This is a genomic window from Legionella drozanskii LLAP-1 (genome assembly GCF_001467585.1).
Taxonomy (GTDB): domain Bacteria; phylum Pseudomonadota; class Gammaproteobacteria; order Legionellales; family Legionellaceae; genus Tatlockia; species Tatlockia drozanskii.
This window is the reverse complement of record NZ_LNXY01000006.1, coordinates 63,907-76,199: the sequence shown is the minus strand read 5'-3', so window position 1 is coordinate 76,199 and position 12,293 is coordinate 63,907. Positions and strand designations below refer to the sequence as shown.

Below are 12,293 nucleotides of genomic sequence, written 5' to 3'. Positions count from 1 at the left end.
AGTGAAACATTCCTGCGCCAATGATAGTGTGGGGCTTCCCCATGTGAAAGTAGGTCATCGCCAGGGTTTTATTAAATAAATAGCTATTATATGATTTAATGGCAATTAGATGAGTATGTGCTGCTCATCAAAGGCTACAAAAGTAGCCTTAAGAGGCACAAAGAGTAAAAAATAGAATGCTGGCGTAGCTCAGTTGGTAGAGCAACTGACTTGTAATCAGTAGGTCCCGGGTTCGATTCCTGGTGCCAGCACCATCTAAATGCTAGTCCTCATGTTAAGCTATTGACTTTGATCACACCATGAAAGAAAATGGCGTTCTTTTGGGAGGGGTTCCCGAGCGGTCAAAGGGATCAGACTGTAAATCTGACGGCTCTGCCTTCGAAGGTTCGAATCCTTCCCCCTCCACCAGTACTATGCATAAGATGTAATTAATATAAAGCGGGTGTAGTTCAATGGTAGAACTTCAGCCTTCCAAGCTGATAGCGTGGGTTCGATTCCCATCACCCGCTCCAAGTTTGTATAAGCAGACTGTGGAAAATTGCGGACGACGGTCTGAAAATTTAGGCCCACATAGCTCAGGCGGTAGAGCACTTCCTTGGTAAGGAAGAGGTCGTTGGTTCGAGTCCAGTTGTGGGCACCATGCAGTTATCAACTTTTGAGGGGAGACTTCCGATGGCGAAGGAAAAATTTGAGCGTAAGAAGCCACATGTTAACGTGGGTACGATTGGTCACGTAGATCATGGAAAGACGACGTTAACGGCAGCGATTACGACGATAATGGCGAAGAAGTTCGGTGGAACAGCAAAAGCATACGATCAGATTGATGCAGCGCCGGAAGAAAGAGAGCGTGGAATTACAATTTCTACGGCTCACGTTGAGTATGAATCAGCGAACCGTCACTATGCTCATGTGGATTGCCCAGGCCATGCGGACTATGTAAAGAATATGATTACAGGTGCTGCGCAAATGGACGGAGCGATTTTAGTTGTATCAGCAGCTGATGGTCCAATGCCACAAACCAGAGAACACATCCTTTTATCACGACAAGTTGGAGTTCCCTACATTGTAGTGTTTTTAAACAAAGCGGATATGGTCGATGATGCCGAGCTATTAGAGCTTGTAGAGATGGAAGTAAGAGATCTTCTGAGCAGCTACGACTTCCCTGGGGATGATATTCCAATTGTTGTTGGATCAGCGTTAAAAGCGTTGGAAGGCGAAGACAGTGATATTGGAGTTAAAGCGATTGAGAAGCTGGTTGAGACAATGGATTCATACATACCTGAACCAGTACGTAACATCGACAAGAGCTTCTTGTTACCCATTGAAGATGTATTCTCAATATCTGGACGTGGAACAGTAGTAACGGGCCGCGTAGAGAGTGGGATTGTTAAAGTTGGTGAAGAAGTCGAGATTGTAGGAATTCGTGATACACTGAAGACGACCTGCACAGGCGTTGAAATGTTCCGTAAATTGCTTGATGAAGGCCGAGCTGGAGACAACGTAGGGGTATTATTACGAGGTACGAAGCGAGATGAAGTTGAGCGAGGACAAGTATTGGCTAAGCCTGGATCAATTAAGCCACATACTAAATTTGAAGCAGAAGTATACGTATTGTCAAAAGATGAAGGTGGCCGTCATACTCCATTCTTTAATGGATATAGACCTCAGTTTTATTTCAGAACGACAGACGTAACAGGTACATGCGATTTACCAGAAGGTATAGAAATGGTAATGCCAGGTGATAACGTCAAATTGATTGTTAACTTGCATTCACCTATTGCTATGGATGAAGGATTGCGTTTTGCGATTCGCGAAGGTGGCCGCACCGTTGGTGCTGGCGTTGTAGCTAAGATCATTGAGTAATAGAAATGAGTAACAATCAAAATATTAAAATACGTCTTAAATCGTTTGATCATCGTTTAATCGATTTATCAACTCGTGAGATTGTGGAGACCGCAAAACGTACAGGTGCTCAAATAAGAGGACCTATACCTTTACCTATCCGCAAAGAGAAATTTACAGTATTGACTTCTCCGCATGTTAACAAAGATGCGCGAGATCAATATGAATTGCGTACCCATAAACGCCTAGTCGTTATTGTGCACCCTACCGAAAAAACAGTAGATGCGCTAATGAAACTTGATTTGGCTGCTGGGGTAGATGTGCAGATTAGCCTTGATGACGAATAGTCCCATTTAGGCAAGGGTTATTAACGAGGTGTTAAAAATGACGATTGGGTTATTAGGCCGTAAAATCGGTATGACACGCGTGTTTACAGAGGATGGAATTTCTATACCAGTATCTGTTGTAGAGGTTTTACCCAATCGCGTGTCACAAATTAAAACCATTGATACAGATGGTTACGTTGCAGTTCAATTAACTGGCGGTGAAAAAAAATCGAGCCATGTAAATAAGCCTTTAACCGGCCATTTTGCAAAGGCACAAATCGATGCTGGTGATATGCTTTGTGAGTTCCGAGTAGATTCAGTTGATGAATTTAGCCCAGGGCAGGTTATATCGATAAACGATATATTCAATGAAGGGCAATTTGTTGACGTAGCTGCAAACTCTAAAGGTAAAGGATTTGCTGGAACTGTAAAGCGATATAATTTCCGTACACAAGATGCAACTCATGGTAATTCAAGATCGCATCGAGTAGTCGGTTCGATTGGACAAAACCAAACGCCTGGCCGTGTATTTAAAGGTAAAAAGATGGCCGGTCATATGGGTAATGTCCGTTGTACCACACAGACTCTTGAGTTAGTGCGTGTTGATAAAGAGCGTAATTTACTTTTAATTAAAGGCGCTATCCCAGGTCATCCTGGTGCTAGAGTTGAAGTAAGGCCCGCTGTTAAGAAAAGGGTAGGGGGCGAAGCATAATGGAACTTAAAACGATAGATACTAATGCTAAGTTAAAAGTAAATGAAGAAATATTCGGATATAACTATAACGAAGGTTTGGTTCATCAAGCTGTAGTTACCTTTATGAATAATGCCCGCAGTGGAAACAGTGCGCAAAAAACACGTGCTGAAGTACGCGGTGGTGGAAGAAAGCCATGGCGTCAAAAAGGTACTGGTAGAGCCCGAGCTGGGACTATTCGTAGCCCGATTTGGCGTTCTGGTGGGGTAACTTTCGCATCAAAGAAAAGAGATTATAGCCAAAAACTTAATAAAAAAATGTACAAACGTGCATTGCGTAGTATAATCTCCGAGCTAAATCGTTCTGGCAATCTAATTGTTGTTAGTGATTTTCAATGTCAATCACATAAAACAAAAGATTTTATCGCGAAAATGAAAGAATTAGATCTTCCAAACGCATTAATTGTAATGAACGAAGTTGGCGAACAAGAATATTTGGCTTCACGTAATTTATTTCAATATGATATCTGCGATGTCAGTTGTTTAGATCCAGTTAGTCTGCTTCGCTTTGAAAAAGTGCTTATGACTGAAGAAGCCATTAAAAATTTAGAGGAGCAGTTACAATGAATGCAGAACGTTTGTTAATGATACTGCGTGAACCCCATACCTCTGAAAAAGCAACAGTTATGGCTGATAAGTTCAAGCAGTTTACCTTTAAGGTATTAAAAACGGCTACTAAACAAGAAATTAAATTGGCTGTTGAACACATGTTTAATGTAAAAGTCAAAAACGTGTCAGTAATTAATGTTAAAGGAAAAACAAAACGTTTCAAACAAATGGCTGGTAAACGGTCTGATTGGAAGAAAGCTTTTGTTTCTCTACATGAAAATCATGACATCGACTTTTCAGTGACAGAATAAGGCAGACTAAGATGGCATTATTAAAATCTAAACCTACATCACCAGGAAAACGTGGTGAAATAAGAGTTGTTCACCACAATATTCACAAAGGGGGCCCACATGCAGCCCTTGTCGAAAAACTGAATAAGACGGGTGGAAGAAATAACCAAGGAAGAATTACTGTTCGCCATATCGGCGGAGGCGTTCGAGCTAAATATCGTATAATTGATTTCAAAAGAAACAAAGACGGTATTGAAGCTAAAGTTGAGCGACTTGAATACGATCCAAATCGCTCCGCATTAATCGCTTTAGTTGTTTACAAAGACGGCGAACGACGTTACATTATTGCACCTTCTGGCTTAGAAGCTGGCAACACAGTAGTAAGCGGTGAAAATTCACCGATAAGTGTTGGTAACTGTCTTCCATTGCGAAATATTCCAGTAGGTACAACAATTCATTGCGTTGAAATGAAACCAGGTAAAGGTGCTCAACTATTAAGAAGTGCTGGTTGTAGCGGACAAATCGTTGCTAAAGAAGGCATGTATGCCACTTTAAAATTGCGCTCTGGTGAAATGCGTAGAGTTTTAGCTACATGTAGAGCAGTCATCGGTGAAGTAAGCAATAGCGAGCATAGCCTAAGAGCTCTTGGAAAGGCAGGTGCTAATCGCTGGAGGGGTATTAGACCAACAGTGCGTGGTGTCGCTATGAACCCAGTTGATCACCCACATGGTGGTGGTGAAGGGCGAACTTCGGGCGGACGTCATCCCGTTTCTCCATGGGGTGTACCGACAAAAGGGTACAAAACGAGAAGTAATAAACGTACAGATCGTTTTATCGTCAGAAGACGTAAGAAAAAATAATTAGCTAAGAGGATATCAAGGTGGCACGTTCTATTAGAAAGGGTCCTTTTATCGATCATCACTTAATGAAAAAAATCGAAGTGGCGGTTGAAACTAAGTCCAAGAAACCAATTAAAACCTGGTCCAGGCGCTCAACAATTGTTCCTGAGATGATAGATCTCACAATTGCGGTTCACAATGGCAAGGATCATGTCCCAGTTTATATAACTGATAACATGGTTGGTCATAAACTAGGTGAGTTCGCCATGACTCGTACATTCAAAGGCCATTCTGGAGACAGAAAAGCCAAAGGTAAGTAAGAGGCAATGATGGAAGTTACAGCAAAATTAAAAAATGCACCACTCTCTGCCCAAAAAGGTAGATTGGTTGCCGATATGATTCGCAAGATGGATGTTTCAAGAGCTATAGATGTTCTGAAATTTACCCCCAAAAAGGGCGCCCAACTAATGTTGAAATTATTAGAGTCTGCCATGGCTAATGCAGAAAATAATAATGGCGCTGACATCGACGAATTAAAGGTGGGTGTGGTTCATGTGGATGAGGCAGCTACTTTGAAAAGAATTAGTCCTCGTGCAAAAGGTCGTGCAAACCGTATATGCAAACGTACCTGCCACATCACAATTAAAGTGTCTGACGAGGAATAGCAATGGGACAGAAAGTAAACCCAATAGGTATACGATTAGGAATAACTCAAGATTGGAATTCTAAATGGTTTGCAAGTAAAAACTATGCACAACTTCTGAACCAAGATATCAATCTTCGAAAAACGCTGAAGAAAAAACTAATGGCAGCAGCCGTAAGTAAGATCAGGATTGAAAGACCAGCGAATAATGCTGTCGTTACAATTCATACAGCACGACCTGGTGTGATTATTGGTAAAAAAGGTGGCGGTATCGAGGCGCTTAGAGCTGAGATAGCAGAAAAATTGGGTGTACCTGTTCACTTAAATATTGAAGAAGTTCGTAAACCAGAACTAGATTCTACACTGGTCGCTGAAGGAATTGCACAGCAGTTAGAACAACGAGTAATGTTCAGACGTGCAATGAAGCGTGCAGTTACATCAGCATTAAAGGCTGGTGCTAAAGGAATCAAAATATGTGTAAGCGGACGTTTAGGTGGCGCTGAAATTGCGCGTAGTGAATGGTACCGAGAAGGAAGAGTTCCTTTGCATACTTTCCGTGCGGATGTCGATTATGGCACTGCAGAGGCTAAAACCACTTATGGAATTATAGGTGTTAAAGTCTGGATTTTCAAAGGTGAAGTGCTTCCGCAGAAAAACCGTAATACAGAAAGCGGTAAGTGAGTGAGGAATTAAATCATGTTACAGCCAAAACGAACGAAATATCGTAAGCAAATGAAAGGGCGAAACCGTGGTTTAGCTCACAAAGGATCTTCAGTATGCTTTGGTGACTTTGGTCTTAAGGCACTCGAAAGAGGCCGATTAACTGCTCGTCAAATTGAAGCAGCTAGAAGAGCGATGACAAGACACATTAAGCGTGGTGGTAAGATTTGGATTAGAGTGTTCCCTGATAAGCCAATTACACAAAAACCTCTTGAAGTTCGACAAGGTAAAGGTAAAGGTAGTGTCGAATACTGGGTTGCTCAAATTCAACCGGGTAAGGTCTTGTTTGAAATGGAAGGTGTTAGTAAGGAATTAGCGATGGAAGCATTTGATCTTGCTAAGGCTAAACTCCCTTTCAAAGTTATATTTGAAGAACGCAAGGTGATGTGATGAAAGATTTTGTTAAAGAGCTAAGGGGCTTTACAGATATACAACTACATGAAGAGCTGCTTTCTCTACGTAAGAAGCAATTTAGCCTACGAATGAAAAAAGCAAGTGGTACCCTTGATAAGACTCATGAAGTCTCTCAAATCAGAAAGGCTATTGCTCAAATTAAAACGATTATGTCAGAGAAGGTAGGTAAGAGCGATGACTAATAGCAGCGAAGCAAAAGGCAGAACACTAGTTGGTAAAATAGTCAGTGATAAAATGCAAAAAACTATTGTTGTCATGGTTGAGCGCACTGTTAGACATCCAAAGTACGGTAAAATCTTGAGACGTAGAACTAAACTCCACGCTCATGATGAAAATCAAGTTGGTAAAATTGGAAATACAGTAAAAATACAAGAATCTCGACCACTCTCAAAAATGAAAAGTTGGGTACTAGTTGAAGTAATTTCCTGATTTTCATTTGTTTTACTTTTAAAAATCTGAGAGGGCTGATATAATCAGCAGCCTTTTTCTGGTCGAATTTAGAGCTGGAGAATAGTAATGATACAAATGCAGACTGTGCTCGAGGTTGCGGATAACAGTGGAGCACGCAAAGTGATGTGTATCAAGGTGCTTGGCGGGTCACACAGACGTTATGCCCGCGTTGGTGATGTTATTAAAGTAAGCATTAAAGATGCGATACCACGTAGTAAAGTGAAAAAAGGTGCAGTAATGAAGGCAGTTGTAGTTAGAACCAGCCAAGGTGTGCGCCGAGATGATGGATCACTCATTCGTTTTGATGGTAATGCTGCTGTGCTTTTAAATAACCAAAATGAACCTATTGGTACGCGTATATTTGGGCCAGTAACTCGTGAGCTAAGAGAGCGGTTTATGAAAATCATTTCTCTTGCAGCTGAAGTTTTGTGAGAAGGATTAGTTATGAAGCGCATTAAATCAGGTGACACCGTTATTGTCATCGCCGGTAAAAGCAAGGGCCATGTGGGTAAAATAGCACGGGTTTTCGGTGACAGTGTAATTGTTGAAGGTGCAAACCTTATCAAGAAACACGTGAAGCCTAATCCGCAATTAGAACAAAGAGGGGGAATTATCTCTCGTGAAGCTCCATTGGATGCTTCGAACGTTGCTATTTATAATCCTGTATCTAAGAAAGCGGATAAAGTCGGATTCAAATATCTTGAGAAAGACGGCAAAAAGCACAAAGTTAGATACTTTAAATCAAATAACGAAATGATTGACTCTATCTAATTAGGTGACTGAAATGGCAAGACTAAAGCAGTTTTATAAAGAAGAAGTGGTCGAAATGATGATGAAAAAGTTCGGCTACAAGAGTGTTATGCAAGTTCCCAAGATCCTGAAAATAACTTTAAATATGGGTGTTGGTGAAGCAGTTGGCGATAAAAAAGTCATGAATCATGCAGTTGATGATATGACCTTAATATCTGGACAAAAACCAGTTGTCACGAAAGCTAAAAAATCTATTGCAGGCTTTAAAATTCGTGAAGATTGGCCAATTGGTTGCAAAGTTACACTAAGACGTGAACGCATGTATGAATTTTTAGATCGACTCATAACAATTACATTGCCGCGCGTACGTGATTTCCGTGGATTAAATCCTAAATCCTTTGACGGTACCGGAAACTATAGCATGGGTATTCATGAACAACTCGTCTTCCCAGAAATTGATTTTGATAAGACTGATGGGATTCGTGGATTAGATATTTGTATAACTACCAGTGCTAAGACAAACGAAGAAGCGAAGGCCTTGTTAGAAGCATTTAACCTGCCTTTGAAAGACAGAGATAAACACTAAGAAGGGTAATAATTGTGGCTAAAAAATCTATGCTCGCTCGCGAAAATAAGCGCTCAAAACTAGTCGCGAAATATAGAGAGCGAAGAAATGAATTAAAAGTTTTAATTAAGTCGTCCACGGATTTTGATGAAATCATGGAAGCTCAGGCAAAATTAGCAAAGCTTCCCATTAACTCTAATCCTGTACGACACAGCACGCGTTGCCAACAATGTGGACGACCGCATGCTGTATATCGCAAGTTTGGACTTTGCAGGATTTGTTTGAGACAGCAACTGATGACAGGTAATGTCACCGGTGGTCGCAAATCTAGCTGGTAAATTTTATTCTATGGAGAATAATTGTGAGTATGCATGATCCTGTTGCAGACATGTTGACTAGAATTCGAAATGGTCAGCAGGCTAAACACCAGAGTGTGACCCTAAATTCATCTAAGCTGAAAGAAGAAATTGCTAGGGTGCTTAAAGAAGAAGGTTATATATTAGATTTTAATATAGAGCCTCTAGAAAATAATCTTAAATCATTAACAATACGATTAAAGTATTACCATGGCAAACCCGTAATTGATCGAATTTCGCGAATCAGCCGTCCTGGTTTAAGAGTATATAAATCGTCTAAAGAATTAACTCCAATCCCAGGCTTTGGAGTAGCTATTTTATCTACCTCAAAAGGGGTAATGACGCACATAGCTGCAAAAAATAATGGCCTTGGTGGCGAAGTTCTTTGTGAAGTGGCCTAATACTTGAGAGGAATAAAATGTCTAGAGTAGCAAAAGCCCCAATACTATTGCCAGCAAATGTTGAGCTGACTGTGGGCAAAGACACTTTAACAGTTAAAGGACCTAAAGGGTCTCTTGTTCAACACTATAATAAGCATGTGGATGTTAGTAAGTGCAAAGAAGATAACAATAAGATTATTTTCAAACCTGCATCTAATGATCCTAATGCTTGGGCACAAGCGGGTACAGTGCGTGCTTTAGTAAATAATATGGTTAAAGGGGTAACCAACGGTTTTGTCCTTACCCTTGAATTAGTTGGTGTAGGTTATAGGGCTCAATCAACCAATAAAGCAGTGACCTTGTCTCTTGGTTATTCTCACCCCATTGAGTATAAATTACCTGAAGGTGTGACTGTTGAGACTCCAAATAATACCACTATTATTATTCGCGGAATTGATAAACAGCTTTTAGGTCAAGTTGCTTCTGAGATTCGTGGTTTTAGGCCGCCAGAACCATACAAAGGTAAAGGTGTTAAGTACGCAGGCGAAGTAATTATTCGTAAAGAAGCCAAAAAGAAATAAGGTGTAAATCATGAATAAACAGAAAGCACGAAAAAGACGCGGATTAAAAACAAAAGCGATCCTGCGTTATTCAGCCAGACCAAGATTAGTAGTTCATAGAAGTGGTACACATATCTATTCACAGATTATTGTTCGTGGCGAGAAGGGAGACGTTGTTATAACAGCATCATCAACTCTTGATAAAGAGTTAAAACCTTCTCTTGCAAAAACAAAGCTTGAACAAGCTGAACAAGTTGGCAAATTACTCGGAGAGAGAGCGAAAGCCAAGAATATTAATGACGTCTCTTTTGATCGTGCAGGATACAAATACCATGGCCGCGTAAAAGCTTTAGCCAATGGCGCACGTGAAGCTGGGTTGAATTTTTAAGGAACGGTTATGGCATTTGATGAATCTACAAAAACCGAAGGATATCAAGAAAAGCTCGTATCGGTTACTCGTACTGCTAAAGTAGTTAAAGGTGGTCGTGTTTTTGGTTTTGCGGTATTAGTCGTAATTGGTGATGGCAAAGGAAAAGTTGGTTACGGTCGTGGTAAAGCACGTGAAGTTCCAATCGCTATCCAGAAAGCTATGGAACAAGCTAGAAAGAATATGACTTATATACCATTGGCAGGTAAAACCATACATCATAAAATTACTTGGAACTATGGTGCTTCTAAAGTATTTATGAAACCAGCTAGCGAAGGTACTGGAATTATCGCTGGTGGCGCAATGCGAGCCGTATTAGAAGTTCTTGGGGTACAAAATATTCTAGCTAAAAGTATTGGTTCTACCAATCCAAGCAATATTGTTCGGGCGACAATAGGAGCACTTACTAATATTGGAACTCCTGATTATGTTGCTGCTAAACGTGGTAAATCAGTTGAAGAAATAATGGCGGGCGAATAATGAGTAAGAAACTTAAAATCACCTTAGTTAAAAGTACTATTGGTCGAAAGCCAAAACATGTGGAAATCGCAAAGCAGCTGGGCTTAGGAAAGTTGAATTCAAGTGTAATCCATCAGGATATTCCTGCGATTCGCGGCTTAATTAATTCAATTTATTACATGGTCCAAGTTGAGGAGTGTGCAAAATGAATTTGAATACGATATCTCCAGAACCGGGTTCAAAACCAAACAAAAGACGCGTTGGTAGAGGAATAGGTTCCGGTTTAGGTAAAACCTGTGGTAAAGGCCATAAAGGGCAAAAAGCTCGTGCAGGCGGATATCATAAGATTAATTTCGAAGGCGGTCAGATGCCTATACAGCGTCGTTTGCCTAAGATGGGTTTTAAATCTCGTGTAGGTAAAACTATTGACCAAATTACTTTAGGTGAGTTGGCTGGTTTGAATGTTGAATCAATTGATCTAGAGGTGCTAAAAGCAGCACGATTAGTCAATAAATCTATACGCGAAGTTAAAATTATACAGTCTGGTGAAATCAACGTTCCAGTAAAACTTAAGGGCTTACGCGTCACGAAAGGTGCACGTTCTGCAATTGAGCAAGCTGGTGGTAGCATTGAAGAGTGACTATGAATAACCAGAGGCAACTTTCTGGCCAATCTAAAAGTGGATTGGCTGAACTTAAATCTAGATTGCTTTTTGTTGTTATAGCAATATTAGTTTATCGTTTAGGTGCGCATATCCCTGTTCCAGGACTTGACCCTCAAAAGTTAGCTAATTTCTTTGGTGAACAACAAAACACAATTTTTGGATTGTTTAATATGTTTTCGGGCGGGGCATTATCACGAGTGACCGTGTTTGCCATAGGAATAATGCCATACATTTCTGCGTCCATTATTATACAGTTGTTTTCTGTGGTATCGCCTAAACTTGAGCAGCTTAAAAAGGAAGGTGAGTCAGGTCGGAGAAAGATTAATCAGTACACAAGATATTTGACTTTGCTTCTTGCTATATTCCAATCTTTAGGGATGGCTAGATGGTTAGCTGGTCAACAAATAGCAATGCATGCTGATGTTTTTTTCTACTTCACGGCAGTTGTCACTTTAGTAACTGGGACAATGTTTCTTATGTGGCTAGGAGAGCAAATAACTGAGAAAGGTGTGGGAAATGGTATTTCCTTAATTATTTTCTCCGGAATTGTCTCTAGCATGCCAGGTGCAATTGCATCGGTTTTTCAGCAAGTAAGAGAAGGTCAGATGCAAGCATTGACTTTAATCTTAGTTGCAGCAATCGTAGTGGTTGTTACTGGATTTGTTGTCTTCATGGAGAGAGCTCAGCGACGTATAAGAGTTAACTATGCTCAACGTACGCATGGAAGAAAAGTTTATGCAGCGCAAACAAGTCACTTACCCTTAAAAATAAATATGTCTGGAGTAATTCCGCCAATTTTTGCTTCAAGCATTATACTTTTACCCGCTACGCTTGCTCAATTTTTTGGGAAAGGTAAAGGTATGGATTGGCTCGCTGATATTGGAATGGCCTTGTCGCCTGGTCAACCACTATACTTAATTGTTTATGCAGCTGCTATTTTATTCTTTGCATTTTTTTACGCTGCACTGGTATTTAATCCAAAGGATACTGCGGACAATTTGAAGAAGTCTGGGGCATATATTCCTGGGATTCGTCCTGGTGAGCAAACGACTAAATATATCGATTCGGTTATGACACGTTTGACTTTAGTTGGAGCAATCTATCTAGTATTAGTTTGCTTATTACCACAAATTTTGATGTATACCTGGCATGTGCCTTTTTATTTTGGCGGTACATCACTGTTAATCATCGTAGTCGTAATTATGGACTTCGTAGCTCAGGTACAAGCCCATCTTATGACTCAGCAGTATGATTCATTGATGAAAAAAGCCAATTTTAAGGGAACTAAATTGCCCGGTCTTTTATGATT

23 protein-coding genes and 4 tRNA genes are annotated in these 12,293 nt (G+C 40.4%); all 27 read left to right on the top strand.

All coding sequences use genetic code 11. The annotated features are described in order from the left end of the window. Positions 1 to 178: 178 nt before the first annotated feature. The 27 genes from Ldro_RS03450 to secY all read left to right on the top strand — a co-directional run bounded on the left by Ldro_RS03450 (position 179) and on the right by secY (position 12,291). Positions 179 to 254, top strand: a tRNA-Thr gene (locus Ldro_RS03450). Positions 255 to 323: 69 nt separating this feature from the next. Then, positions 324 to 408 (top strand) — tRNA-Tyr (locus Ldro_RS03445). Positions 409 to 438: 30 nt separating this feature from the next. Continuing rightward, positions 439 to 512 (top strand) — tRNA-Gly (locus Ldro_RS03440). Between the two features lie 52 nt (positions 513 to 564). Beyond that, positions 565 to 640: transfer RNA gene (locus Ldro_RS03435), tRNA-Thr, on the top strand. A gap of 32 nt (positions 641 to 672) precedes the next feature. Beyond that, positions 673 to 1,863, top strand: coding sequence for an elongation factor Tu (tuf, locus tag Ldro_RS03430; RefSeq protein WP_058495047.1), 1,191 nt, complete (start codon positions 673 to 675; stop codon positions 1,861 to 1,863). Positions 1,864 to 1,868: 5 nt separating this feature from the next. Then, complete coding sequence (gene rpsJ, locus Ldro_RS03425; RefSeq protein WP_058495035.1) at positions 1,869 to 2,189, top strand: 30S ribosomal protein S10; 321 nt, start codon at positions 1,869 to 1,871, stop codon at positions 2,187 to 2,189. Positions 2,190 to 2,226: 37 nt separating this feature from the next. Next, positions 2,227 to 2,880: a 50S ribosomal protein L3 gene (rplC, locus tag Ldro_RS03420; protein ID WP_058495034.1), complete on the top strand. Its 654-nt coding sequence runs from the start codon at positions 2,227 to 2,229 to the stop codon at positions 2,878 to 2,880. Beyond that, positions 2,880 to 3,485 (top strand): 50S ribosomal protein L4, encoded by a 606-nt coding sequence (rplD, locus tag Ldro_RS03415; protein WP_058495033.1) that lies wholly within the window; start codon positions 2,880 to 2,882, stop codon positions 3,483 to 3,485. Before rplC ends, rplD begins: the two co-directional genes overlap by 1 nt. Next, positions 3,482 to 3,778, top strand: a complete 297-nt coding sequence (gene rplW, locus Ldro_RS03410; protein WP_058495032.1) for a 50S ribosomal protein L23 — start codon at positions 3,482 to 3,484, stop codon at positions 3,776 to 3,778. Before rplD ends, rplW begins: the two co-directional genes overlap by 4 nt. A gap of 11 nt (positions 3,779 to 3,789) precedes the next feature. Then, positions 3,790 to 4,617 carry a 50S ribosomal protein L2 gene (gene rplB / locus Ldro_RS03405; RefSeq protein WP_058495031.1) on the top strand — a complete coding sequence of 276 codons (828 nt, stop codon included), beginning with the start codon at positions 3,790 to 3,792 and terminating at the stop codon, positions 4,615 to 4,617. A 20-nt stretch (positions 4,618 to 4,637) separates the two neighbouring features. Continuing rightward, positions 4,638 to 4,916 (top strand): 30S ribosomal protein S19, encoded by a 279-nt coding sequence (gene rpsS / locus Ldro_RS03400; protein ID WP_058495030.1) that lies wholly within the window; start codon positions 4,638 to 4,640, stop codon positions 4,914 to 4,916. 9 nt (positions 4,917 to 4,925) lie between these two features. Further along, entirely contained in the window at positions 4,926 to 5,261 is a 336-nt protein-coding gene (gene rplV, locus Ldro_RS03395; RefSeq protein WP_058495029.1) for a 50S ribosomal protein L22, read from the top strand. A gap of 2 nt (positions 5,262 to 5,263) precedes the next feature. Next, positions 5,264 to 5,920, top strand: coding sequence for a 30S ribosomal protein S3 (gene rpsC, locus Ldro_RS03390; RefSeq protein ID WP_058495028.1), 657 nt, complete (start codon positions 5,264 to 5,266; stop codon positions 5,918 to 5,920). 15 nt (positions 5,921 to 5,935) lie between these two features. Beyond that, positions 5,936 to 6,349, top strand: a complete 414-nt coding sequence (gene rplP, locus Ldro_RS03385; protein ID WP_058495027.1) for a 50S ribosomal protein L16 — start codon at positions 5,936 to 5,938, stop codon at positions 6,347 to 6,349. After that, positions 6,349 to 6,555, top strand: coding sequence for a 50S ribosomal protein L29 (gene rpmC, locus Ldro_RS03380; protein WP_058495026.1), 207 nt, complete (start codon positions 6,349 to 6,351; stop codon positions 6,553 to 6,555). Before rplP ends, rpmC begins: the two co-directional genes overlap by 1 nt. After that, positions 6,548 to 6,802: a 30S ribosomal protein S17 gene (gene rpsQ / locus Ldro_RS03375; protein WP_058495025.1), complete on the top strand. Its 255-nt coding sequence runs from the start codon at positions 6,548 to 6,550 to the stop codon at positions 6,800 to 6,802. The genes rpmC and rpsQ overlap by 8 nt, the downstream gene beginning before the upstream one ends. Positions 6,803 to 6,889: 87 nt before the next feature. Next, positions 6,890 to 7,255, top strand: coding sequence for a 50S ribosomal protein L14 (gene rplN, locus Ldro_RS03370; RefSeq protein ID WP_043874512.1), 366 nt, complete (start codon positions 6,890 to 6,892; stop codon positions 7,253 to 7,255). Between the two features lie 12 nt (positions 7,256 to 7,267). Next, positions 7,268 to 7,594 (top strand): 50S ribosomal protein L24, encoded by a 327-nt coding sequence (gene rplX, locus Ldro_RS03365; RefSeq protein WP_058495024.1) that lies wholly within the window; start codon positions 7,268 to 7,270, stop codon positions 7,592 to 7,594. 13 nt (positions 7,595 to 7,607) lie between these two features. Next, positions 7,608 to 8,159, top strand: a complete 552-nt coding sequence (gene rplE / locus Ldro_RS03360) for a 50S ribosomal protein L5 (protein ID WP_058495023.1) — start codon at positions 7,608 to 7,610, stop codon at positions 8,157 to 8,159. Between the two features lie 14 nt (positions 8,160 to 8,173). Next, complete coding sequence (rpsN, locus tag Ldro_RS03355; protein ID WP_058495022.1) at positions 8,174 to 8,476, top strand: 30S ribosomal protein S14; 303 nt, start codon at positions 8,174 to 8,176, stop codon at positions 8,474 to 8,476. 29 nt (positions 8,477 to 8,505) lie between these two features. Further along, positions 8,506 to 8,895, top strand: coding sequence for a 30S ribosomal protein S8 (rpsH, locus tag Ldro_RS03350; RefSeq protein ID WP_202972521.1), 390 nt, complete (start codon positions 8,506 to 8,508; stop codon positions 8,893 to 8,895). Positions 8,896 to 8,912: 17 nt separating this feature from the next. Then, positions 8,913 to 9,455 (top strand): 50S ribosomal protein L6, encoded by a 543-nt coding sequence (rplF, locus tag Ldro_RS03345; RefSeq protein ID WP_058495020.1) that lies wholly within the window; start codon positions 8,913 to 8,915, stop codon positions 9,453 to 9,455. Positions 9,456 to 9,465: 10 nt separating this feature from the next. After that, a complete protein-coding gene (gene rplR, locus Ldro_RS03340) occupies positions 9,466 to 9,822 on the top strand; it encodes a 50S ribosomal protein L18 (protein ID WP_058495019.1) in 357 nt (118 codons plus the stop codon). A gap of 9 nt (positions 9,823 to 9,831) precedes the next feature. Further along, positions 9,832 to 10,341, top strand: a complete 510-nt coding sequence (gene rpsE / locus Ldro_RS03335) for a 30S ribosomal protein S5 (RefSeq protein WP_058495018.1) — start codon at positions 9,832 to 9,834, stop codon at positions 10,339 to 10,341. Next, a complete protein-coding gene (rpmD, locus tag Ldro_RS03330) occupies positions 10,341 to 10,529 on the top strand; it encodes a 50S ribosomal protein L30 (RefSeq protein ID WP_058495017.1) in 189 nt (62 codons plus the stop codon). Before rpsE ends, rpmD begins: the two co-directional genes overlap by 1 nt. Continuing rightward, entirely contained in the window at positions 10,526 to 10,960 is a 435-nt protein-coding gene (rplO, locus tag Ldro_RS03325) for a 50S ribosomal protein L15 (protein ID WP_058495016.1), read from the top strand. Before rpmD ends, rplO begins: the two co-directional genes overlap by 4 nt. Before the next feature lie 2 nt (positions 10,961 to 10,962). Continuing rightward, positions 10,963 to 12,291 carry a preprotein translocase subunit SecY gene (gene secY, locus Ldro_RS03320; protein ID WP_058495015.1) on the top strand — a complete coding sequence of 443 codons (1,329 nt, stop codon included), beginning with the start codon at positions 10,963 to 10,965 and terminating at the stop codon, positions 12,289 to 12,291. Positions 12,292 to 12,293: the final 2 nt, after the last annotated feature.